This is a genomic window from Vibrio sp. AND4 (assembly GCF_000171815.1).
Lineage (GTDB): Bacteria > Pseudomonadota > Gammaproteobacteria > Enterobacterales > Vibrionaceae > Vibrio.
Map to the genome: position 1 here is coordinate 1 of NZ_ABGR01000007.1, position 24,106 is coordinate 24,106.

Sequence of the window (24,106 nt, forward strand, 5' to 3'; positions counted from 1 at the left end):
TTGGTCAAGAACTGGCAGCTTAAATACGCGAATATTAGCTAAAATTACAGCCAGAATGAGTGAAAATCCTAACCCCCACGTGGCCATCTCCATGGTGGTGCCAAGATACTTGAGCAGTATCGGCAGCAGCTCCAACATGTAATTAAAATCAAATCCCATACAACTTACCTGGAGATAAGAAAAGGTGGAATACTAAGTTCCACCTTGTCATTGAGTTAATAAGGACGCGAGAAACCGCTCAACGCCCCAAAAGAAGAGAATGGTTACTTTGTGATATCGACATCAAACCATTTCAGTGAAATTTTCTCTACTGTTCCGTCGGCTCGCATAGCGGCAAGGGCTTTATTCACTTCGGCTTGTAGCTTGCGACCTTTTTTGTCATCAATGAATGGCCATGCGTTTTCGATTTCTTCAAACGTTTTGCCTGCTGGTTTGAGCGATAACTTGGTTTTCTTTATCAGTGCTAATGCTGACAAACGGTCCATGATGAAGGCATCTACTCGGCCTAATGCAACATCTTGTTCGATGCCCGTGTCGTACGTTTTGATGTTGATCTTACCGTCTTTGTCGTAATTGCGAAGCAATTGCTCAAAGTTAGAGCCTAAGTTAACGGCAACCGTTTTACCTGCTAGGTCTTCTATCTTTTTGATGCTGTCGTTGTCCTTGTGTACGGTGATTTGTGCACCATCTACCACGTACGGGTCGGCGAATAGGTACCTTGCTTTACGCGCATCGGTCATGGTGATTTGGTTAGAGATGGTATCAATACGCCCCGTTTCTAGTAGACCGAATAGACCAGAGAAGCTCGCGGTGACGTATTCGATTTTGTAATTGTTACGTTTACCTATTTCATCCCACATATCTACTTCAAAACCTTGAAGTTTATCTTGCTTTACAAAGGTAAACGGGAAATAGCGGCCAGACATCCCCACTTTTACTTCGGTCTTCACAGTGTCGGCTATCGCTTGAGTCGTCGCAGCAGACAAAGCAATCGCTGCGATGGCAACCTTAATCCAGTTTTTCATAATACATCTCCATACTTTTATGGATGGAGATACTACTGTCAGCGAGCTCAATTAAATAAATAACCAAGTGCGATAACCTAGACCTCAAAGTAATAAGATCTTATTTGTTGGCCAGAAAAGGCAATATCTAGGAATAAATGATGCAAAAACGCTCGGAGAGAGCAGAAATGATAAGCGAAAAATAGTAACGAGCAGAAATTCATGCACAGAGTTATCACCAATCGCTTGATCTGATCGGTTTGGTCAAAATGTGGATCATTATGTGGGTAAATTAGGGGTAAGGTGTGTTGATCTCACTAAGTCGAGCCGAAATATTGTGAATAACTTGGATCTTATTCACTTGATCGTCGATCAATTACTGGTGATCTTGGTTATCAACAGGTAAAATTGCCAGTCATTCCGATAATATAAATACTCAGTGGGGGCACCGTGTCATCTTCGCTTTGGTTGCAATGTTTGCAGCAGCTTCAAGAAGAGCTACCAGCTACAGAATTCAGTATGTGGGTTCGTCCGTTACAAGCGGAGCTCAATGACAATACTCTCACTTTGTTCGCGCCAAACCGCTTCGTTTTAGATTGGGTTCGCGACAAATATTTGAATAGCATCAATCGTTTACTGCAAGAGCATTGTGGCCACGATTTACCTAACCTGCGCTTTGAAGTAGGCAGCCGTCCAGTCGCAGCACCAAAACCGGCTCCGACACGTACGCCGGCAGATGTGGCAGCAGAGTCATCCGCGCCTGCGCAACTGCAAGCTCGTAAGCCAGTACACAAAACGTGGGATGACGACGCACAAGCGATCGCGAACATCAACCACCGCTCAAATGTGAACCCAAAACACAAGTTCAACAACTTCGTTGAAGGTAAGTCGAACCAATTGGGCCTTGCCGCTGCACGTCAAGTATCAGATAACCCTGGTGCGGCTTACAACCCACTATTTCTATACGGTGGCACGGGCTTAGGTAAAACCCACCTTTTGCACGCAGTAGGTAACGCGATTGTGGATAACAATCCAAACGCAAAAGTGGTGTACATGCACTCTGAGCGCTTCGTGCAAGATATGGTGAAAGCACTGCAAAACAACGCGATTGAAGAGTTTAAACGCTACTACCGCAGTGTTGATGCGCTACTTATTGATGACATTCAATTCTTTGCCAATAAAGAACGTTCACAAGAAGAGTTTTTCCATACCTTCAATGCACTGTTAGAGGGTAATCAGCAGATCATTCTCACATCTGACCGTTATCCAAAAGAGATCAGCGGGGTAGAAGATCGGCTGAAATCACGTTTTGGTTGGGGTTTAACGGTTGCGATTGAGCCGCCTGAGCTAGAAACTCGTGTAGCGATCTTGATGAAGAAAGCAGAGGCACACCAAATTCATCTAGCGGATGAAGTGGCGTTTTTTATTGCCAAGCGTTTACGATCCAACGTTCGTGAATTGGAAGGTGCACTGAACCGCGTTATTGCGAATGCAAACTTTACTGGCCGTCCGATTACGATTGATTTTGTTCGTGAAGCACTGCGTGATCTGCTTGCCTTGCAAGAAAAGCTGGTGACGATCGACAATATTCAAAAGACAGTCGCTGAATATTACAAGATTAAAGTTGCTGACCTACTGTCTAAACGTCGCTCACGCTCGGTTGCGCGTCCTCGTCAGTTGGCGATGGCATTGGCAAAAGAGTTGACCAACCACAGCCTGCCGGAAATTGGCGATGCATTTGGTGGTCGTGACCATACCACGGTGCTGCATGCATGCCGCAAAATTCAGCAATTGCGCGAAGAGAGCCACGATATTAAAGAAGATTACTCTAACTTGATTCGTACCCTGTCTTCGTAATCGGTTAGAATGACAGTATTCTAAGTAAACCATTAACTGATCTGACAGCGTAAAGAGCCAAGCATGAAATTTACCATTGAACGTAGTCATTTAATCAAACCGCTACAACAGGTTTCGGGTGCATTAGGTGGCCGACCAACTCTACCAATTTTGGGCAACCTACTGCTGAAGGTAGAAGATAACGTGTTATCCATGACGGCGACCGATTTGGAAGTGGAATTGGTGAGCAAAGTGACGCTAGAAGGAGATTTTGAAGCGGGTAGTATTACCGTTCCTTCTCGTAAGTTTCTTGATATCTGCCGTGGTTTACCCGATGACTCTATCATCACTTTCGTACTAGAAGGCGACCGTGTGCAAGTGCGTTCCAGTCGTAGCCGCTTCTCACTCTCGACACTGCCTGCGAACGACTTCCCCAATATTGAAGATTGGCAAAGTGAAGTGGAAGTATCATTGACTCAGTCTGACTTACGTTCGCTGGTAGAAAAAACCCAATTCTCAATGGCGAACCAAGATGTTCGTTATTACCTAAATGGCATGTTGTTTGAAATCGACGGTTCGACACTTCGTAGTGTGGCAACCGATGGTCACCGTATGGCGGTATCACAAACTCAGTTGGGTGCGGACTTCGCTCAGAAGCAAATCATTGTGCCACGGAAAGGGATACAAGAGTTGGTGAAGCTCATGGATGCGCCGGAGCAGCCTGTTGTGCTACAAATCGGCAGTTCAAATGTGCGTGCGGAAGTGAACAACTTCATCTTTACTTCAAAGCTTGTTGATGGTCGTTTCCCAGATTATCGCCGCGTATTACCGCAAAGTACCAACAAGACGTTGGAAACAGGCTGTGATGAATTACGTCAGGCTTTCTCACGCGCTGCGATTCTTTCTAACGAAAAGTTCCGTGGTGTTCGTGTGAATCTTGCGGGCAGTGAAATGCGCATTACTGCCAACAACCCAGAGCAAGAGGAAGCGGAAGAGATACTCGATGTAACCTTTGAAGGGGACGCTATCGAGATCGGTTTTAACGTAAGCTACGTGCTTGATGTTCTAAATACCCTGCGTTGCGACAAAGTGCGTGTGTCGATGTCGGATGCCAACGCCAGTGCGTTGATTGAAAACGCCGATGACGACAGTGCAATGTATGTGGTAATGCCAATTCGTTTATAAGTTATCTGAATGCCACTTTCTCGTCTCATCATTCAGCAGTTTAGAAACATTAAAGCCTGTGATATTGACCTATCAGCAGGCTTTAACTTTCTTATAGGGCCAAACGGTAGCGGTAAAACCAGTATTTTAGAAGCGGTTTATTTACTCGGACATGGGCGCTCTTTTAAAAGCTCTCTGACAGGGCGAGTTATCCAAAATGAGTGTGATGAACTGTTTGTCCACGGCCGTTTTTTGAACTCTGATCAATTTGAGCTACCTATTGGCATTAATAAGCAGCGTGATGGCTCAACAGAGGTTAAAATAGGCGGTCAATCTGGGCAAAAACTGGCACAACTGGCTCAGGTGTTACCTCTGCAGTTGATTCACCCAGAAGGGTTTGATTTACTCACGGATGGTCCAAAGCATCGTCGTGCTTTTATAGACTGGGGCGTTTTTCACACTGAACCTGCTTTTTATGATGCATGGGGACGCTTCAAGCGCCTAAACAAGCAACGCAACGCGCTGCTAAAAACCGCTAGGAGTTATCGCGAGCTGAGTTATTGGGATCAAGAGATGGCTCGTTTGGCTGAAAACATCAGTCAATGGCGGGCACTGTACATTGAACAGATGAAAACGGTCGCGGAAACCATCTGCCAGACATTTTTGCCAGAATTTGAGATCCAATTAAAGTATTATCGTGGATGGGACAAAGATACGCCTTATCATGAGATACTAGAAAAGAATTTCGAGCGTGATCAGTCGTTGGGCTACACCTTTAGTGGGCCGAATAAGGCTGATCTGCGCATTAAAGTGAACGGAACGCCAGTTGAAGACGTTCTATCACGCGGTCAATTAAAGCTTATGGTGTGTGCATTGCGTGTTGCGCAGGGACAACACTTGACTGAAATGACCGGAAAACAATGTATTTACCTAATTGACGACTTTGCGTCGGAATTAGACAGCCAACGTCGTAAGCGTCTTGCTGATTGCTTAAAAGAGACGGGCGCACAAGTATTTGTAAGCTCTATCACTGACAACCAAATCGCCGACATGTTGGACGATACGGGTAAATTGTTTCATGTGGAACATGGCAGGATAGAGTCAAACTAGAAGAGAGAAACTCATGTCTGAAAATTACGATTCATCGAGTATTAAGGTACTAAAGGGTCTGGATGCGGTTCGTAAGCGTCCAGGTATGTACATTGGCGACACGGACGACGGCACCGGTCTGCACCACATGGTCTTTGAGGTGGTGGATAACTCAATTGATGAAGCGTTGGCAGGTCACTGTAAAGACATCGTTGTGACAATTCATGAGGATAACTCGGTTTCAGTTACGGATGATGGTCGTGGCATTCCAACAGAAATGCACTCAGAAGAAAAAGTATCGGCAGCTGAAGTTATCATGACAGTACTTCACGCTGGTGGTAAGTTCGATGATAACTCATACAAGGTATCGGGCGGTCTTCACGGTGTAGGTGTTTCGGTAGTCAACGCCCTGTCTGAAAAAGTGGTATTGACGATTCATCGTGGCGGTCATACCCATACACAAACCTACCACCATGGTGACCCTCAAGCGCCGTTGGCGGTTGTGGGTGACACAGACCAAACCGGGACACAAATCCGCTTTTGGCCAAGTGCTGAAACCTTCACAAATATTGAGTTCCATTACGACATCCTAGCAAAACGTCTGCGTGAGCTTTCTTTCCTGAATTCTGGTGTTTCTATCAAGCTAGTTGATGAGCGTGAAGAAGATAAGAGTGACCATTTCATGTATGAAGGTGGTATTCAAGCCTTCGTCGAGCACTTAAATACCAACAAAACACCAATCGTTGAGAAAATCTTCCACTTCGATTTTGAGCGTGAAGATGGCATTGCCGTAGAAGTCGCTATGCAATGGAACGATGGCTTCCAAGAGAATATCTACTGCTTTACCAACAATATCCCACAACGTGACGGTGGTACTCACCTTGCCGGTTTCCGTGCGGCGCTTACGCGTACACTGAATACCTTCATGGATAAAGAGGGTTTCTCTAAGAAAGCGAAAACGGCAACATCAGGCGACGATGCTCGTGAAGGTCTGACCGCGGTTGTGTCGGTTAAAGTGCCAGATCCTAAGTTCTCTAGCCAAACGAAAGACAAGCTGGTTTCTTCGGAAGTTAAATCAGCGGTTGAATCTGCGATGGGTGAGAAACTGTCTGAGTTCCTGATTGAGAACCCAGCAGAAGCCAAGATGGTTTGTTCGAAAATCATCGATGCAGCCCGTGCTCGTGAAGCCGCGCGTAAAGCTCGTGAAATGACTCGTCGTAAAGGCGCACTCGATCTAGCTGGTCTGCCAGGTAAACTTGCCGATTGTCAGGAAAAAGATCCAGCACTCTCTGAACTGTACATAGTGGAGGGTGATTCGGCAGGCGGCTCCGCAAAACAAGGCCGTAACCGTAAGAACCAAGCAATCCTGCCGCTTAAAGGTAAGATTCTTAACGTAGAAAAAGCACGTTTCGACAAAATGCTGTCTTCTCAAGAAGTCGCAACACTGATCACTGCACTAGGCTGTGGTATCGGTCGTGACGAGTACAACCCGGACAAACTGCGTTACCACAACATCATTATCATGACCGATGCTGATGTCGATGGTTCGCACATCCGTACGCTACTGTTGACCTTCTTCTACCGTCAAATGCCAGAGCTTATCGAGCGTGGCTACGTGTACATTGCTCAACCACCGCTTTACAAAGTGAAGAAAGGCAAACAAGAGCAGTACATCAAAGACGAAGACGCGATGACCCAATACCAAGTGGCCTTGGCGCTTGATAATGCATCGTTGCACGTAAACGCACAAGCACCTGCATTGGCAGGGGAAGCGCTAGAGAAATTGGTTAAGCAGTACAACGCGGGCACCAAATTGGCGGATCGCATGAGCCGTCGCTACCCAAGCGCACTTGTTCATGAGTTTGTTTACACGCCGCGTCTAACGGCAGAACAATGTCACGATGCTGCAGCAGTAGAAGCGTGGACCAAGCAGCTCGTTGAGCAGCTAAATGCGAAAGAAGTGGGCGCAAGCCAATACAGCTACGAAGTTGAGCAACACGAAGAGCTAGGTCTAAACCTACCTAAGATCATCGTCCGTACTCACGGTGTGACGCACAACTATGCTTTAAGCATCGATCTACTGAACTCGAAAGAGTACGCTAAGCTAGCGGATCTATCTGAAGCACTAGACGGCTTGCTAGAAGAAGGCGCTTACATCAAACGTGGTGAGCGTACTCAGCCAGTAACAAGTTTTGCATCGGCACTTGAGTGGCTAATCAAAGAATCGCGTCGTGGGCTTAGCCTACAACGCTACAAAGGTCTTGGTGAGATGAACCCAGATCAGCTTTGGGAAACCACCATGGATCCAGAGACCCGTCGCATGATGCAAGTAACGATTGAGGATGCCGTAGGTGCCGACCAATTGTTCACAACGCTAATGGGTGATCAAGTTGAGCCGCGTCGTAACTTCATCGAAGAGAACGCGCTTAAAGTAGCAAACCTAGACGTGTAGTCATATCGGTTCAGTCAAATCATACTACAAACGCCATCTCGCAAGAGGTGGCGTTTTTTATTGGGGGAGAAACGAGATAAAAGAGTCGAGAACGACTGCGCTCTATGGATAGGGGAACGCTTTGAGAGGAACGATCGATTCGGAGAGCTAAAAAATTTTCACTGGAGCCCTTGAAAGCCCATTTTTCGACCTTATATCTAGTTATGAAGAGGGATAGCTGGCTTGCTCAACAAGAGAAGAGTAGCGCCTCAGAATAGCTAAACGAGATCGCTCAGCAGAGGATACTCAGTATTAGCACACAACTTGAACCTAGATTCGACATCATGTCCCCGAACCTAATGAGTAGGTCAGAGGAGTGAATCATCGGATCCCTTAGCTCGGCGCTTTCTTGCATAAAAGTGCCATGTGGATGCCCTTCATCTGAGCTAAGACTATTGCTTAAAAGAGGATAGATTATGCGTAATGTAGATTTCTCACCACTATACCGTAATGCAATTGGCTTCGACCGTCTGTTCAACCTGATGGAAGCAAGTTCGGCGAAGAACACTTCTGGCGGTTACCCTCCATACAACATCGAGCAAAAAGACGAGCACAACTACCGTATTACCATGGCAGTTGCTGGCTTTGCTGAAAATCAGCTTGATTTGACTCAAAACGAAAACATGTTGATCGTGAAGGGCGAGCGTAAAGCAGAAGAAGGCAAAAACTACGTTTACCAAGGTATTGCGGAGCGCGATTTTGAACGTAAATTCCAACTGGCGGATTACGTAAAAGTCGTTGGTGCATCAATGGAAAACGGTCTACTTCATGTTGATTTAGTTCGTGAAATTCCAGAAGCTATGCAACCACGCAAGATTGCTATCGGTGGTAACCTGATTGAAAACAGTTAATCAGCTACTGATGTTTTAGTTAACCACACGGTTATAGAATGAGTAAGAGCGCCTTCCATTATGGAAAAGGGCGCTCTTTTTAGTTTGGGCTTTCAAAGCCTCTATTTCAAAGCCGTAATTTCAAAGAGAACAACGGCTGAGTTTAATCGGTCTATTTACCTTCGTGGTAAGCCTTTTCCACTTCTTCAGCAATAATCGCAATGCCTTGTTGCATCATCTCATCGTCTTGAACGTAGTTCATACGCAAGCATTGATGTGCATGATCCCACTCGTCCTTCTGACCAATAAAGAAGTATTCACCTGGAACAATCAAAACACCACGCGCTTTCAAGCGTTGGTAAAGTTCCATTGTCGTAATTGGCAGTTCATCAAACCATAGCCACAAGAAGATAGCGCCCTCTGGTTTGTGGATACGGAAGCGCTCATCGGTAATCGCTTCTTGAAGCAGTTCAACCGCTCGTTGCGACTTCTGTTTGTAGAACGGCTTAATCACCTCTGAGCTCAGTTTAAGTAAATCACCCTTAGTAATGATGTGGTTTGCCAGCGCTGGGCCAACACTGCCCGGGGCTAGGCTGATGATGCCATTCATATTGGTCAACGCTTGAGTGATTTCTTCACTCGCAATCACAATCCCACAACGCACGCCCGGCAGGCCAAGCTTAGATAAACTCATGCACAGGATGGTGTTTTCATTCCAGAACGGTTCGACATCCTCAAAAATGATGTTTGGGAAAGGCAGTCCGTAAGCATTATCAATGATTAGCGGGATGTTGTTTTCACGTGCTAGCTTGTCCAACTTACGTACTTCTTCGTCTGTCAGTACATTACCCGTTGGGTTAGTTGGACGAGACGCACAGATTGCGGCAACAGAGTCATCGACTTTTAGCTGCTCGAAATCAACGTGGTATTTAAACAGGCCATGATCTAACAACTCGATCTCTGGGTGGTAAGAGACAAAGATATCTTCATCAATTCCTGCGTCACCATAACCGATGTACTCAGGTGCAATAGGTAGTAGCACCTTCTTGTGTGAACCGTCTTGCTGCTTGCCTGCCAGTAAATTGAACAAGTAGAAGAAGCCACTTTGGCTGCCATTAGTTAGGCTGATGTTCTTCTCAGAAATATCCCAGCCGTAAGTTTCACGGAATAACTGAGCCAAGGCTTTAACAAACGCATCTTTTCCCTGCGGGCCATCGTAGTTGGCTAGGGCGGCGACGAGTTCCCCACTGGCGATCATTTCCTCACTGGCTTGGCGAAAGTAATCGAGCATGGCAGGAATGGCAGCAGGGTTTCCCCCACCGAGCATAATGGCACCTGGTGTGCGAAGGCCATCATTCAAATCGTCCATTAACTGCGTGATACCTGAATACTGATTAAACTTTTCACCAAACTTTGAGAACTGCATTTTTCGTAATACCTAATTCATTGTGATTGCTTTGTGTCTTAATACCAGTCTTTGACTGATCAATAGGGTAATCCTTGACCTTACCTTAATGTCCATACGACGCAAAGTGTGAATTAAGCCGAAAAAGAAAAAAGTATGTCATCAGACCAGAGCTAAGAGATAAAAAGGCCAAAAGAGCAACAAAAAAGGGAAGCAGACGCTTCCCTTTTACTTATTTCTTAATCACTTCGAAGAGTAATGAATTACTTTTGAAGTAACGAAATGTCTGCAATTTGTAGGAACAGATTACGCAGGTTGTTTAGCAGTGTTAGACGGTTTTTCTTAAGTGCTTCGTCGTCTGCCATGACCATGACGTTATCAAAGAACGCATCAACGGGTTCACGTAGGTCAGCGAGCTTGCTTAGGGCTTCTTGGTAGTTACCCGTTGCAAATGCTGGCTCTAGCGCTTCTGTCATTACTTCAACGCTTTCTGCTAGTGCTTTCTCTGCGTTTTCTTGAAGCAGTGCTAGGTCGATGTCTGCAGCGAGTTCACCGTCGAATTTCGCTAAGATGTTACCAACACGCTTGTTCGCTGCTGCTAGAGACTCTGCCGCTTCCAGTTCACGGAAGTGAGAAACGGCTTTAACGCGTTGGTCGAAGTCGGCTGGCTTGGTTGGACGGCGCGCGAGTACTGCTTGAATGATATCTATACTGAAGCCTTCGTCTTGGTACCAAGCACGGAAGCGACCCAGCATGAACTCGATAACCTCTTGTTCAACATTGTCGTTGGTTAGGCGACTGGTACCATCTTCTTGGGCAAACAGAGATTTTGCTTTCGCGACTAGGTCAACAAGATCTAGGTGGTAGCCGTATTCAACGATGATACGCAGTACACCCAAAGATGCGCGGCGTAGTGCGAATGGGTCGCTGCCTTTAGGCGCTTGACCAATACCGAAGATACCGACGATAGTGTCTAGCTTATCAGCCATTGCAACCGCTGTTGAAACGCCGTTCGATGGCAGTTTATCACCTGCGAAACGAGGCATGTATTGCTCGTTCAATGCGACTGCAACTTCTTCTGCTTCCCCGTCGTGGCGAGCGTAATGCATGCCCATCACACCTTGAGTGTCGGTGAATTCGAATACCATTGAGGTCATCAGGTCACATTTTGCTAGCAGGCCGGCACGCTTTGATTTCTCGACGTCAGCACCGATTTGCTCAGCGATGTAGCCGGCAAGTTCTGTGATACGGTCTGTTTTGTCTTTGATCGTACCCAGTTGCTTTTGGAAAATCGCTTGCTCCAGTTCCGGCAGGCGGTCGATAAGCGGGCGCTTACGGTCGGTATTGAAGAAGAATTCTGCGTCTGCAAGACGAGGGCGAACCACTTTCTCGTTACCTTCGATGACGTAACGAGGCTCTTTTGATTCGATGTTCGACACGAAGATGAAGTTAGGAAGTAGCTTCCTGTTTTTATCGCCATTCTCATGTGAATAAACTGGGAAGTATTTTTGGTCACCTTTCATGGTGTAAACCAACGCTTCAGAAGGCACTTTTAGGTACTCTTCTTCGAACTTCGCTGTCAGTACGACAGGCCACTCAACCAGAGACGTGACTTCCTCGACTAGATCATCTTCTAGGTCAGCAATACCACCAACCGCTGCCGCCGCTTTTTGTGCGTCAGCAAGGATGATGGCTTTACGCGCTTCGTAATCGGCCATGACTTTACCGCGCTCTTCGAGGAGCGTAGGGTATTGCTCAGCAGAGTCGATAGTGAACTCTTGCTCACCCATGAAGCGGTGACCACGGATGGTGCGCGCAGAGGCAACACCAAGGATCTCACCTTCGATTAGGTCGCTGCCCATTAGCATGGTTAGTGTCTTAACTGGGCGGATAAATTGCGTCGTTTTGTTACCCCAGCGCATTGGTTTTGCGATAGGTAGGTTTGCTAGTGCTTTCGCCGCAAGTTCAACGACAATCTCAGACGTTGGTTTGCCTTTCACTTCTTGTTTAAACAGTAGCCATTCGCCTTTGTCGGTAACCATGCGATCTGCTTGGTCAACCGTGATACCACAACCGCGTGCCCAGCCTTGAGCTGCTTTGGTTGGGTTGCCTTCTGCGTCAAACGCTGCAGAAACTGCAGGGCCACGCTTTTCAACGATTTTGTCAGACTGGCTATCCGCGAGTGCTGCGACTTTAAGTGCAAGACGACGAGGTGCTGCGAACCATTTCACGCCTTCGTGAGCAAGCTCAGCGCCTTTTAGTTCCGCTTCGAAGTTTGCTGCGAATGCTTCCGCTAGCGTGCGAAGTTGCGTTGGTGGTAGCTCTTCTGTACCCAGCTCGATTAAAAATTCTTTTGCCATGTTTCTTTACCCCTTACGCTTGTTCTTTTTTACACATCGGGAAGCCAAGTGCTTCACGCGATGCGTAGTATGCTTCTGCAACGGCTTTCGTCAGATTGCGGATGCGCAGGATGTAACGTTGGCGTTCAGTTACTGAGATCGCTTTACGGGCGTCGAGTAAGTTGAATGCATGGCCTGCTTTAAGGATGCGCTCGTAAGCAGGTAGCGGCAGTGGCTTTTCAAGCTCAAGCAGCTCTTTACACTCTTTCTCACACTGTTCGAAGAAACCAAATAGGAAATCCACGTCTGCGTGCTCGAAGTTGTAAGTCGATTGCTCTACTTCGTTTTGGTGGAAGATATCACCGTAAGTCACTTTGCTGCCGTCTGGTGCGATGTTCCAAACTAGGTCGTATACAGAGTCTACTTCTTGAATGTACATGGCTAGACGTTCGATACCGTAAGTGATCTCACCAGTGACTGGTTTACACTCCAGACCGCCAACTTGCTGGAAGTAAGTAAATTGAGTCACTTCCATGCCGTTTAGCCAAACTTCCCAGCCTAAACCCCATGCGCCTAGTGTTGGGTTTTCCCAGTTGTCTTCTACGAAACGGATGTCGTGAACAAGAGGATCGACACCAAGAACTTCTAGAGAACCTAGGTACAACTCTTGGATATTGTCTGGCGATGGTTTTAGCGCTACTTGGAATTGGTAGTAGTGCTGAAGACGGTTAGGGTTTTCACCGTAACGGCCATCAGTGGGGCGACGTGAAGGTTGTACGTAAGCTGTAGACATTGGCTCTGGGCCAAGTGCTCGTAAACAGGTCATAGGGTGAGAGGTACCTGCACCAACTTCCATATCCAGTGGTTGAACAATGGTACAACCATTTTGAGCCCAATAATCCTGCAGCGCGAGGATCATTCCCTGGAAGGTTTTGATATCGTATTTTTGCATAAGTCAGGTTCGCGCGATTCTCTTATTTACTCGTGAAGTCGTCTCTCTCGCTGGGATTATCGCCCCCAACAATGGTGATTCAGAGTAATTACGGTTGAATAAATTAACGTTCAAGTATACCCAGATATTGAGCATGGGAGTAGAGCTAATCTTGATTAATTCGTGGACAATTTCTTCCTTGAAGGTTTTTTAGCGCGTTATCTGCGGAATTTTTTCTGTCTGGGTGTTTTCACTGACTTTGACTCTTGAGATGGCCGCAAAAGGTGGCTAGAATTGCGTCTGTCTTTGGGGAGTAGCTTACCCGGTGGAATGTCTGTTTCATCAGGTTCGTTCGTCAACATAATTGGTGCTAAATCACCATGGCGCTCGAGACTCATCAACCTGATGAGTTTAGCAAGACCTTAGACAAATCATCATGAACCGGGGCGGGGCGTGAGATTTGTCTTAGGTTAAATATAATAATCCCGCCTCAATGAGCATGTCGTGAGCGTTTTAGCTATTTCAATTACTACGGTAGCGCTAGCAGAAATTGGCGATAAGACCCAATTGCTATCTCTATTGCTTGCCAGTCGTTACCGCAAGCCTCTTCCTATCATTACTGCAATCCTTTTGGCGACGATTGCCAACCACGCTTTGGCAGCATGGTTGGGGGTGGTGGTGGCTGATTACTTGTCACCAGAGGTCCTAAAATGGGTACTGGTGGTCAGTTTCGTTGCCATGGCAGCTTGGGTACTGATCCCCGATAAACTGGATGATGACGAGCAGATTTCCAACCGAGGTCCATTCATTGCCAGTTTTATTGCTTTTTTTGTTGCTGAGATTGGCGATAAGACTCAGATTGCCACTTCTATCTTGGGGGCGCAGTACGCCGATGCGTTGAGCTGGGTGATCCTTGGCACAACAATGGGGATGCTGCTTGCCAATGTACCTGTGGTTGTTATTGGTAAATTATCCGCCAATAAATTACCTTTGGGTGCTATTCGTAAAGTCACCGCTTTTTTGTTTATTGTCCTTGCAGTAGGCGCTGCATTGTTTTGATTTTATGCATATAAATAGTGATAATTATCAATGACTAGCAAAGCTATGCTCGAGCTCAGAATCTGACTAAAATTCATTCAATACCGTGACGGATGGCATATTAGTGTCATACTTGTCATGGTACTTTAACGGTGTGAATAATAGCGAGAGGGCAAGGTTATGCTTACACGTTACACGGGGATGGCCCCAAAAAGTCAGAGTTATTTATTCACCTTTGGTCTGGCGCTTTGTTTACTTGCGATGGTGCTGACTGATATGTGGCTGCCGATTGTGGCAGGGACCTTTATTCTTACTGGTCTGACAGTCGAGTCTTGGATTCGGGTTGCTCATATTATTCCGATGCACGAAGAGATGCGGGCAATGCGGAAACAATTGAATAAACTGCAATCAGAAGTGCGCACTTTAGAATACGATGAATAAACAAACGGCAGCCCAAAGGCTGCCGTTTTTGATCGTGCCGAGGTTATTCCAAGCCTTTCTTGATCAGGTATTGATAGGGCTGTTGTTCCGTTTGTGCCGCAATCAATTGGTGATCCATAAATCGACAGAAACTCGGGATATCTCTGGTCGTAGATGGGTCGTCTGCGGTCACTAGCAATATTTCACCCTCTTGCATGTTTCGAATTGTCTTCCTGACCATCATCACAGGCTCTGGGCAGCGTAATCCTTCCGCTTCTAATGTTGTGTTCGCCAGTTCAGGATTAAAACTCATAGTGTGATTCTCGTAACTAACTGAGCATTGAATTTTACTTTCGTTGAAAAAATATTCAATAACCACTTGGCAAAGTTGAATTTTTGATTTACCTTGTGTTAACAATTTGGCAACATTTCGGCGGAGGTACGATGTTAACAGCGTTAGACAGACTAACCATTTATTCGGTTTTTTGTTTTATCTCGTTTTGTGCATTGGTCTTAAGGACGCCAAATGATACCTCATTGATGCCTGTTATCGGTATGATTGCAACAATTTTGGGTATTTGGATTGAGATGCGCAAGTGGTCAGATGTATCTGAGCATGAGCATTAATGCTTTTCGAAGCAACCTGAATCCATCGACTCACCAATCACCAAGTTTAACGATACTTCATTCCGACACTATCCCCCATTTTTCTTGGGCTTCCCCGCTGAAAGGCGGGATTTTTTTTGCCTGAAGAGTACAATTTATCTAAATCCCCTAAATTTGATAAGCGACAAACTGTGGAATTAGAAGATATCTATCGTCGAGACCTGAATTTGTTGGTTGCATTACGAGTGTTGATCGAAGAGAGCAGCGTAAGTAAAGCGGCAACACGTCTCAGTTTGAGCCAATCGGCAATGAGTCGAGTATTGGGGCGTCTGCGTGATCTGCTCGGCGACCCATTGTTCACACGCCAAGGGCAACGCTTGATTCCAACGCAAAAGGCGTTAGAAATCGATCGATCTCTGGGTGAGCCGCTGGAATCGCTGCGCCAACTGCTTTCTCCCCGAGAATTTGACCCGCGCAGTTGTGAGCAAACTTTCAATATCGCCACCACTGACTACGCTATGCAAACTATTTTGCCTTTCGCTTTGCCGCGTATCTATCAAGAAGCGCCGAATGTGTCATTGAACTTCTTACCGCTGCAACACGATCGCTTATCTGACCAATTGACTTATGAGGGTGCGGACTTAGCGATTTGTCGCCCTACAGGACCGATTGAACCATTACGCAGTGAAGTGTTAGGGCGAGTTGGGGTGCTGTGTTTGCTCTCCAAGCAACATCCATTAGTCGATAAAGAAATGAGCTTGGAGGATTACCTTTGCTATCCACATGCAATGATTGCTATTAGTGATGGAGTGAAGGCGTTGATTGAACAAGTGTTAATGGAAAAGCCAAAGCGTAAGATGGTGCTCCGTGCTTATCATTTAGAAGCGGCACTGGCGATCGTTGATACACTACCAATCATTATTACTGTTCCTGCTGACTTGGCGTATTTGGTCGCTGAACGCTACGACCTAGTGATTAAGCCATTACCCTTCCATTTTACTCCGCTTGAATATTCGATGATTTGGCATGCGCGCTGTGAGCATTCTCCTGCTCAAGAGTGGCTACGTGCGGTGGTTCGAGAAGAGTGTAGTCGTCTGATTGCTAAACGAATTGAAGACATGAAACTGGATTAACGTGATTTTCGACAGCGGCAATAGCAAAAAGCCGGGCAATCACCCGGCTTCGTTTATTCCATCAAGGATACTTGTTTTCTAGAGCTTGATGACTACGCGACCCGTTACTTGGCCGTTGGTGATGTCTTCAGCGTATTTTGGTGCTTCAGCCAGCTCGACTTCAGTACATGCTTGCTCAAAGTAGCTATCTGGTAGCAGTTCAACCAACTTTTCCCATGCAGCTGTACGTTTCTCAAATGGGCATGAAACAGAGTCAACACCTTGTAGACGAACGTTACGAAGGATGAACGGCATCACTGTTGTTGGTAGATCGAAGCCGCCAGCAAGGCCACAAGCCGCTACTGCACTGTTGTAATCCATTTGCGCCAATACTTTTGCGAGTACTTTGCTGCCTACTGTGTCAACGGCACCTGCCCATACTTGCTTTTCAAGTGGACGAGTGGGCTCTTCAAATTCAACACGGTCGATGATACGGCTAGCCCCCAGTTTTTCTAGTAGTGGGCCATTTTTCTCTACACGACCTGTCACCGCCGCGACTTTATAGCCAAGCTGCGCTAGGAGTGTTACCGCTACTGAGCCTACGCCACCACTTGCACCCGTGACTAGAATCTCACCATTCTCTGGCTTGATGCCAGCATCAAGTAGTGCCTGAACACACAGCATGCCAGTGAAACCAGCAGTACCAACCATCATGGCTTTCTTGCTGTCCAAACCTTTTGGTAATGGCACTAGCCAATCTGCTTTTAGACGAGCACGTTGAGACATACCACCCCAGTGGTTTTCACCTACGCCCCAGCCAGTAAGGACGACTTTGTCGCCTGCTTGGTAGCGGTCGTCTTCAGAGCTAACAACTGTACCTGCTAGATCAATACCTGGCACCATTGGGAAGTTACGGATGATTTTACCCTTACCTGTAATCGCAAGTCCGTCTTTGTAGTTCAACGATGAGTAATCAACGTCAATTAGAACGTCGCCTTCAGGCAGTTGTGTTTCATCGATTTGCTCGATGTTAGCGATAGTACGTTTGTCTTCTTGATTTAGAACTAGAGCATTAAACATAAGGTTCTCCGAATGTGCGGTAACGTGACTCTGGGTCACATGCAGCAAGATATCAACTGCTGCTAAGTGTATGTCTTCTTAGTCTATGAATAAAATGAAACTTGAGCATCAAATATATGCTTTATATGCATGTAAGCAATGCTTACTACAAAAAGGGCGACATAAAATGTCGCCCTTAAGTGTAAGTTTAAAATTGTTTATTATTGGTGTCCTTGAACGTGATTGTTGGATTGATCACGATAACTCGACATGATTCAAACCATTTAAGGTCGTTCAAATACGGTCGCAATCCCCTGACCTAGGCCAATACACATGGTGGCAAGGCCGTATTTCGCATCTTTCGCTTCCATTAGGTTGATAAGCGTGGTTGAGATGCGTGAACCAGAACACCCAAGAGGGTGACCCAAAGCAATGGCACCACCGTTAAGATTGACCTTCTCATCCATTACGTCAAGCAGGCCTAAGTCTTTGGCACACGGTAGAGATTGCGCAGCGAATGCCTCATTTAGCTCGACTAAGTCCATATCTTCCATCGATAGACCTGCACGCTTGAGTGCTTTTTGCGTGGCTGGTACAGGGCCGTAACCCATAATAGAAGGATCGCAGCCTGCAATGGCCATGGCTTTGATGCGTGCACGAATCTTCAAACCAAGTTGGTTGGCTTTCTCTTCACTCATAATCAACATTGCAGAAGCACCATCAGACAGTGCCGATGATGTCCCCGCTGTTACTGTGCCGTTTGCAGGATCGAACACTGGACGCAGTTGAGATAGACCTTCAACGGAGGTTTCAGGGCGAATCACTTCATCGTAATCGAGCGTAAACAGTGTACCGTCAGCGGCATGACCTTCAATTGGCAGAATTTCATTCTTAAACCGACCTTCAAGCGTTGCTGCTTGTGCTCGAGCATGAGAGCGTGCAGCAAACTCATCCTGCTGTTCACGGCTAATACCATGCAGCTTACCAAGCATTTCTGCTGTTAAGCCCATCATGCCAGCGGCTTTGGCGACGGTCTTTGACATACCCGGATGAAAGTCAACGCCATGGTTCATTGGTACGTGTCCCATGTGCTCGACACCACCAATTAGACAGATTTCAGCATCGCCAGTCATGATGGCTCGTGTTCCGTCATGAAGCGCTTGCATTGATGAGCCACACAGGCGGTTAACCGTCACCGCGCCAATTTCAATTGGTAGGCCAGCAAGCAGCGCTGCATTACGTGCAATGTTAAAGCCTTGCTCTAGCGTTTGTTGTACGCAGCCCCAGTAAATATCTTCAATCTCGCTTGGGTTCACTTGCGGGTTGCGTGCAAGAATACCTTTCATCAGACGTGCAGATAGATCTTCAGCCCTTGTATGACGGAAAGCCCCACCTTTAGATCGACCCATTGGAGTGCGCAGGCAATCGACCACGACCACATTTCTTGTTTGATTCGTCATTTTACAATCCTTCCTTAGATAGAGCCTTGCTGTTGTGCGCTGTAAAAGGTTTTCCCATAAACGGGATGGCCTTTCTCTGCCATATCAATCAGCATTTGCGGCACATGGTACATGGCACCTAGCTCTGAATATTGTTTGGCCATTGCAACAAACTCAGCAATGCCGATGCTATCTAGGTAGCGGAATACGCCACCGCGGAATGGAGGGAAACCAAGGCCGTAGACCAGTGCCATATCCGCTTCTTGAGGCGTGGCAATAATGCCTTCTTGCAGACACAGCACTACCTCATTGATCATTGGAATCATCATACGTTGAATGATGGTCTGATCATCAAAGCGTTCTTTGTCATGGAAGGGTTCATCGGCACAAACGTTAGCGAGCACAGGCAAGATTTCTTCAGAGAAGGTTTTCTTCGGTTTGCCTTTTCTATCAAGGGTGTAGCTGTAGAAACCACGGCCATTTTTCTGACCGTATTTGTTTGCTTCGAATAGTGCATCGATCGCATCACGACCTTGTTTACTCATACGCTCAGGGAAACCTTGTGCCATTACGGCTTGTGCGTGGTGAGCAGTATCAATACCAACGACATCGAGCAAGTAAGCAGGCCCCATCGGCCAACCAAACTTGCGTTCCATGATGTTGTCGATTTTCGTAAAGTCTGCGCCATCACGAAGTAGCATACTGAAGCCGCCAAAGTATGGGAACAGAACGCGGTTAACAAAGAACCCTGGGCAGTCGTTGACGACAATTGGTGATTTGCCCATTTTCGCAGCGTACGCGACCACACGATTAATGGTTTCATCAGAGGTGCGCTCGCCACGGATGATCTCTACAAGAGGCATACGATGCACTGGGTTGAAGAAGTGCATGCCACAGAAATTCTCTGGGCGTTTTAGCGATTTTGCCAACAGGTTAATTGGAATTGTCGAGGTGTTTGAGGTGATGACCGTGTCATCACCGACATGCGCTTCCACTTCCGTGAGAACGGCCGCTTTTACTTTTGGGTTCTCAACCACAGCTTCAACAATCACGTCCGACTCTTCAACACCCGCGTAATGCAGGCTTGGAGTGATAGAGGCTAAAATACCGGCCATCTTAAAGCCATCAATTCGACCGCGAGATAAACGCTTATTTAGCAGCTTAGATGCTTCTGTCATGCCAAGGTCTAGTGACGCTTGCGCGATGTCTTTCATTAGGACTGGCACGCCTTTAAGTGCTGATTGATAAGCGATACCGCCACCCATGATACCAGCACCAAGTACGGCTGCACGTTGTGTCCCTTTGCTAGCGGATTTTGCCGCTTTCTTGGCAATGCCTTTGATGTATTGGTCATTTAAGAATAAGCCGATCAATGATTTTGCTTCTTCTGATTTTGCCAGTTTGACGAAGTGCTTTCGTTCTATGTCGAGCGCTTCATTGCGAGCAAAGCGAGCGCCTTCTTCTATGGTTACCACGGCTGTCATTGGTGCCGGGTAGTGAGGGCCTGCTTTTTGTGCTACCAACCCCTTCGCCATGGTAAAGCTCATCATGGACTCTAGCTTACTTAGCGTAAGGGGTGATGTTTTTTGCTGACGACGAGCTTGCCAATCTAGCTTCTCGTTGATTGCTGATGTCAGTGTTTTAAGTGCTGACTCGTAAAGCGCATCGCCATCAACAACCGCGTCCAGAAGACCAATTTTTAATGCTTCATCTGCTCGGCAAGCTTTCCCTTGGGTGATGACTTCCATTGCGCTGTCGGCACCGACAACACGTGGAAGGCGTACGCAACCCCCAAACCCCGGCATAATGCCCAGTTTTGTTTCTGGTAGACCAATGCTGGTGGTCTTGTCACCAATTCTCATGTCAGTCGCCAGCACACACTCACAGCCGCCGCCTAATGTATGACCTTTTAGTACCGAGATGGTTGGCACAGGCAGGTCTTCTAGTTTGTTGAAGGTACGGTTAGCAAATTGCAGCCACTGATCGAGCTCGGCGTCTGTCTTACTAAATAGTCCCAAGAATTCAGTGATATCGGCGCCAACAATGAACGCGTCTTTATCTGATGTAAGCATCAACCCCTTCAGTCCTTGGTGCGCTGATAGGGCATCAAGAGCTTTATCAAGCGATTCGAGTGTCGCTAGGTCGAGCTTATTTACGGATTTTGGAGAGCAGAAGCTAAGTTCCGCAATGCCATTTTGTACTTCCTTTACCTTTAGGGTTTCGGCTTGGTAAATCATTGTCTATCTCCATGACATACAATCTTGGATTGTCTGTATATCGCTTTGATGCGGGCTGAATGTAGTTGTAGGGCAGCAAATCGATATAGAGGAAAGTCGTCTTATTTGTCGTTCTGGTTTGACCAGTGGAGTCAGTTTGGACCCGAGAATGGTGAATTTCAATACATTTTTTAAACAAGTGTTTAACATTGTGCGCTGATGCAGATCTTATGCGACTCGCCATTCCGTCTCGTGCTAGACTTTGAACAAAGAAATAAGTGATCAAACTCTATGAATGACCAGCCTTATCTGATTCCTGCCCAGTCAGCTCAATTTGAAGAAGAGATCAAAAAGAGTGTCTTTATTACGCATTTAGCCCATACACCCAGTATCGATGCGGCAAAGGCATTCGTTGAACAGGTCAAGGCCAAACATCCTGCTGCACGGCATAACTGCTGGGGGTTTGTTGCTGGCCGACCAGAAGACTCGATGAAGTGGGGTTTTAGTGATGATGGCGAACCATCAGGGACGGCAGGTAAACCTATTCTCGCACAGTTGTCTGGCTCTGGTGTGGGAGAGCTCACGGCAGTGGTCACTCGTTACTCTGGCGGCATCAAGCTCGGTACTGGTGGATTGGTCAAAGCATATGGTGGTGGTGTGCAACAAGCGCTCAAGTTGCTTCAAACAATTGAGAAAAAAATAACCACAAAACTCCGACTGGAGTTAGACTATGGGTTTATGCCAATCGCACAGTCACTCATGCCCCAGTTCGGAGCGGTAGAGGTGAAGGCTGAATACAGCGATCAGGTGGTATTAGTGGTGGAAATTGAGCTACGTGAATTGAGCGCATTTACCCAAGCTATCATCAACAAAAGTGGTGCAAAGGCAGTTGTCATCCCACTAGGCGGTAACAATGAAAAATACAAAGCCACAGGGGCAGCTTAGCTAGTCAATCAATCCATGCAATTTCGTTCAATTATTCGAATCGTCGGGCTATTGCTCGCACTTTTTAGTGTCACTATGCTTGCGCCTGCTCTGGTCGCGCTTATCTATAGAGATGGAGCGGGTGTATCTTTTGTCACGACTTTCTTCGTACTTCTTATGTGTGGTGGGATATGTTGGTTCCCAAATCGCAGGTACAAGCACGAGCTAAAAGCGCGTGATGGTTTCCTCATTGTTGTTCTTTTTTGGACCGTACTTGGCAGTGCTGGCTCAATCCCTTTTTTGCTCTCAGATAACCCCAATGTGTCAGTAACGAATGCATTTTTTGAGTCCTTTTCTGCGTTAACCACAACGGGGGCGACGGTGATCGTTGGACTCGATGAGTTACCAAAAGCGATTTTATTCTATCGTCAGCTGCTACAGTGGTTTGGTGGTATGGGTATCATCGTATTGGCGGTTGCCATTCTTCCTGTCCTTGGTATCGGTGGCATGCAGTTGTATCGAGCTGAAATACCGGGTCCGGTAAAAGATACCAAGATGACTCCGCGTATTGCGGAAACAGCAAAGGCTTTGTGGTACATCTATTTAAGTTTAACCATTGCATGTGCCTTGGCATTTTGGTTAGCGGGCATGACGCCTTTCGATGCTATCAGTCACAGCTTCTCAACCATTGCGATTGGTGGCTTCTCTACCCACGATGCCAGCATGGGTTATTTTGATAACTATGCCATCAATATGATTACTGTCGTCTTCTTACTGATTTCGGCATGTAACTATACTCTGCACTTTGCGGCGTTTGCGTCTGGTGGTGTGCACCCAAAATACTACTGGAAAGACCCTGAGTTCCGTGCGTTTATCTTGATACAATTTATCCTGTTTTTAGTGTGCTTCTTATTACTCTTGAATCATCATTCGTATGAGTCACTATATGACGCCTTTGATCAAGCACTATTCCAGACGGTATCCATATCTACTACGGCTGGTTTCACAACCACAGGTTTTGCCGATTGGCCATTGTTCTTACCAGTGTTGTTATTGTTCTCCTCTTTTATCGGCGGCTGTGCTGGTTCGACGGGTGGGGGCATGAAGGTGATCCGTATTTTGTTATTGACCTTACAAGGAGCGCGTGAGCTGAAGCGTTTGGTTCACCCTAGAGCGGTTTACACCATCAAAGTGGGGGGCAGCGCACTACCGCAACGTGTTGTTGACGCAGTTTGGGGGTTCTTCTCTGCTTATGCATTGGTTTTTGTGATTTGCATGTTGTGCTTAATTGCGACCGGGATGGATGAACTCAGTGCGTTCTCGGCGGTGGCTGCAACGCTGAACAATCTTGGCCCCGGCTTAGGTGAAGTTGCGCTTCACTTTGGTGATGTGAATGACAAAGCAAAGTGGGTGTTGATTGTTTCTATGCTGTTTGGTCGTTTGGAAATCTTTACCTTACTTATACTACTTACGCCGACGTTTTGGCGCAGTTAAGGGGAAATCGTGGCAAAAGTATTATTTCTATATTCTTCCCGTGAAGGGCAGACGAAAAAAATTCTCCACTATATAGACGAGCAACTGACAGACTTCGATTGCGAAATGGTGGATTTGCACAATGCAGAGACGATTGATTTTAGCCAATTCGACAGAGTATTGATCGGAGCCTCTATTCGTTATGGTCATTTTAACAATAAGCTGTATCAGTTTATTGAGCGGAACCTAAACCAACTTGAGCAGAGTAAAGTGGCGTTTTTTTGCGTTAATCTGACCGCTCGAAAAGAAGAACAAGGAAAAGACACGCCTGAGGGTAGCGCTTACATTCGCAAGTTTCTGATTAAGTCACCTTGGAAACCAAGCCTAATTGGTGTGTTTGCTGGCGCACTTTATTACCCTCGTTACAGTTGGTTCGACAAAACCATGATTAAGTTCATTATGTCGATGACAGGTGGTGAGACAGACACAACCAAAGAAGTGGAATACACCAATTGGCAAAAGGTGGCTCTTTTCGCAGATAAATTCAAAGAACTGTAGAAATAACCTGCTCTTTTGGACGCTTTTGATGCAAGTTTATCCGAACGATAAAAAAATCAAAAAAAACGCTAAAAAGCACTTGCCAATGTGATCGCAATCTCTATAATGCCACCTCGCTGACACGGCAACGCTTCGAAGCTTAAGTTTCTAAAGCAAACCGCCAAATTAGCGA

At 46.5% G+C, this 24,106-nt stretch carries 20 protein-coding genes and 1 pseudogene; 12 read left to right on the plus strand and 9 right to left on the minus strand.

The window, feature by feature from the left end:
- Together AND4_RS09770 and AND4_RS09775 are read right to left on the minus strand one after the other, a co-directional pair.
- Positions 1 to 159, minus strand: a pseudogene (locus AND4_RS09770) (amino acid ABC transporter permease); the annotation flags it as partial.
- 104 nt (positions 160 to 263) lie between these two features.
- The gene (locus AND4_RS09775; RefSeq protein WP_009842805.1) at positions 264 to 1,025 is read right to left on the minus strand and encodes an amino acid ABC transporter substrate-binding protein; all 762 of its coding nucleotides are present in this window, start codon (positions 1,023 to 1,025) and stop codon (positions 264 to 266) included.
- A gap of 429 nt (positions 1,026 to 1,454) precedes the next feature.
- On the opposite strand from AND4_RS09775, the gene dnaA reads away from it, so the two are divergent.
- From dnaA to AND4_RS09800, 5 genes are all read left to right on the plus strand, one after another.
- Positions 1,455 to 2,861, plus strand: coding sequence for a chromosomal replication initiator protein DnaA (gene dnaA, locus AND4_RS09780; protein ID WP_009842806.1), 1,407 nt, complete (start codon positions 1,455 to 1,457; stop codon positions 2,859 to 2,861).
- 63 nt (positions 2,862 to 2,924) lie between these two features.
- Complete coding sequence (gene dnaN, locus AND4_RS09785) at positions 2,925 to 4,025, plus strand: DNA polymerase III subunit beta (RefSeq protein WP_009842807.1); 1,101 nt, start codon at positions 2,925 to 2,927, stop codon at positions 4,023 to 4,025.
- A 9-nt stretch (positions 4,026 to 4,034) separates the two neighbouring features.
- The gene (recF, locus tag AND4_RS09790) at positions 4,035 to 5,114 is read left to right on the plus strand and encodes a DNA replication/repair protein RecF (RefSeq protein ID WP_009842808.1); all 1,080 of its coding nucleotides are present in this window, start codon (positions 4,035 to 4,037) and stop codon (positions 5,112 to 5,114) included.
- Positions 5,115 to 5,127: 13 nt separating this feature from the next.
- Entirely contained in the window at positions 5,128 to 7,545 is a 2,418-nt protein-coding gene (gene gyrB / locus AND4_RS09795) for a DNA topoisomerase (ATP-hydrolyzing) subunit B (RefSeq protein ID WP_009842809.1), read from the plus strand.
- A gap of 455 nt (positions 7,546 to 8,000) precedes the next feature.
- Positions 8,001 to 8,435 (plus strand): Hsp20 family protein, encoded by a 435-nt coding sequence (locus tag AND4_RS09800; RefSeq protein WP_009842810.1) that lies wholly within the window; start codon positions 8,001 to 8,003, stop codon positions 8,433 to 8,435.
- A 151-nt stretch (positions 8,436 to 8,586) separates the two neighbouring features.
- On the opposite strand, the gene AND4_RS09805 is transcribed toward AND4_RS09800, so the two are convergent.
- The 3 genes from AND4_RS09805 to glyQ all read right to left on the minus strand — a co-directional run bounded on the left by AND4_RS09805 (position 8,587) and on the right by glyQ (position 13,110).
- A complete protein-coding gene (locus tag AND4_RS09805; protein WP_009842811.1) occupies positions 8,587 to 9,840 on the minus strand; it encodes a valine--pyruvate transaminase in 1,254 nt (417 codons plus the stop codon).
- A 242-nt stretch (positions 9,841 to 10,082) separates the two neighbouring features.
- Positions 10,083 to 12,179, minus strand: a complete 2,097-nt coding sequence (gene glyS, locus AND4_RS09810) for a glycine--tRNA ligase subunit beta (RefSeq protein WP_009842812.1) — start codon at positions 12,177 to 12,179, stop codon at positions 10,083 to 10,085.
- A gap of 13 nt (positions 12,180 to 12,192) precedes the next feature.
- Positions 12,193 to 13,110 (minus strand): glycine--tRNA ligase subunit alpha, encoded by a 918-nt coding sequence (gene glyQ / locus AND4_RS09815; RefSeq protein WP_009842813.1) that lies wholly within the window; start codon positions 13,108 to 13,110, stop codon positions 12,193 to 12,195.
- 483 nt (positions 13,111 to 13,593) lie between these two features.
- Between glyQ and AND4_RS09820 the strand changes: the two genes are divergently transcribed.
- Complete coding sequence (locus tag AND4_RS09820; protein ID WP_009842814.1) at positions 13,594 to 14,148, plus strand: TMEM165/GDT1 family protein; 555 nt, start codon at positions 13,594 to 13,596, stop codon at positions 14,146 to 14,148.
- Positions 14,149 to 14,307: 159 nt separating this feature from the next.
- Entirely contained in the window at positions 14,308 to 14,568 is a 261-nt protein-coding gene (locus AND4_RS09825) for a hypothetical protein (RefSeq protein WP_009842815.1), read from the plus strand.
- A 43-nt stretch (positions 14,569 to 14,611) separates the two neighbouring features.
- Here the strand turns inward: AND4_RS09825 and tusA are convergent, their stop codons facing one another.
- Positions 14,612 to 14,860 carry a sulfurtransferase TusA gene (tusA, locus tag AND4_RS09830; protein WP_009842816.1) on the minus strand — a complete coding sequence of 83 codons (249 nt, stop codon included), beginning with the start codon at positions 14,858 to 14,860 and terminating at the stop codon, positions 14,612 to 14,614.
- Positions 14,861 to 14,991: 131 nt separating this feature from the next.
- On the opposite strand from tusA, the gene AND4_RS09835 reads away from it, so the two are divergent.
- Both AND4_RS09835 and AND4_RS09840 read left to right on the plus strand, forming a co-directional pair.
- Positions 14,992 to 15,174 (plus strand): hypothetical protein, encoded by a 183-nt coding sequence (locus AND4_RS09835; protein WP_009842817.1) that lies wholly within the window; start codon positions 14,992 to 14,994, stop codon positions 15,172 to 15,174.
- Between the two features lie 170 nt (positions 15,175 to 15,344).
- On the plus strand, positions 15,345 to 16,286 hold the full coding sequence (locus AND4_RS09840) for a LysR family transcriptional regulator (protein ID WP_043991609.1): 942 nt from the start codon (positions 15,345 to 15,347) through the stop codon (positions 16,284 to 16,286).
- A 78-nt stretch (positions 16,287 to 16,364) separates the two neighbouring features.
- On the opposite strand, the gene AND4_RS09845 is transcribed toward AND4_RS09840, so the two are convergent.
- From AND4_RS09845 to fadB, 3 genes are all read right to left on the minus strand, one after another.
- Positions 16,365 to 17,345 (minus strand): MDR family oxidoreductase, encoded by a 981-nt coding sequence (locus AND4_RS09845; protein WP_009842819.1) that lies wholly within the window; start codon positions 17,343 to 17,345, stop codon positions 16,365 to 16,367.
- Between the two features lie 263 nt (positions 17,346 to 17,608).
- Positions 17,609 to 18,784 (minus strand): acetyl-CoA C-acyltransferase FadA, encoded by a 1,176-nt coding sequence (gene fadA, locus AND4_RS09850; protein WP_009842820.1) that lies wholly within the window; start codon positions 18,782 to 18,784, stop codon positions 17,609 to 17,611.
- Positions 18,785 to 18,798: 14 nt separating this feature from the next.
- On the minus strand, positions 18,799 to 21,000 hold the full coding sequence (gene fadB / locus AND4_RS09855; RefSeq protein ID WP_009842821.1) for a fatty acid oxidation complex subunit alpha FadB: 2,202 nt from the start codon (positions 20,998 to 21,000) through the stop codon (positions 18,799 to 18,801).
- Positions 21,001 to 21,270: 270 nt separating this feature from the next.
- Between fadB and AND4_RS09860 the strand changes: the two genes are divergently transcribed.
- The 3 genes from AND4_RS09860 to hemG are packed head-to-tail and all read left to right on the plus strand — an operon-like array spanning position 21,271 to position 23,934.
- Positions 21,271 to 21,924, plus strand: a complete 654-nt coding sequence (locus AND4_RS09860; RefSeq protein WP_009842822.1) for a YigZ family protein — start codon at positions 21,271 to 21,273, stop codon at positions 21,922 to 21,924.
- 15 nt (positions 21,925 to 21,939) lie between these two features.
- On the plus strand, positions 21,940 to 23,397 hold the full coding sequence (locus AND4_RS09865; protein WP_009842823.1) for a TrkH family potassium uptake protein: 1,458 nt from the start codon (positions 21,940 to 21,942) through the stop codon (positions 23,395 to 23,397).
- Between the two features lie 9 nt (positions 23,398 to 23,406).
- Entirely contained in the window at positions 23,407 to 23,934 is a 528-nt protein-coding gene (hemG, locus tag AND4_RS09870) for a menaquinone-dependent protoporphyrinogen IX dehydrogenase (protein WP_009842824.1), read from the plus strand.
- Positions 23,935 to 24,106: the final 172 nt, after the last annotated feature.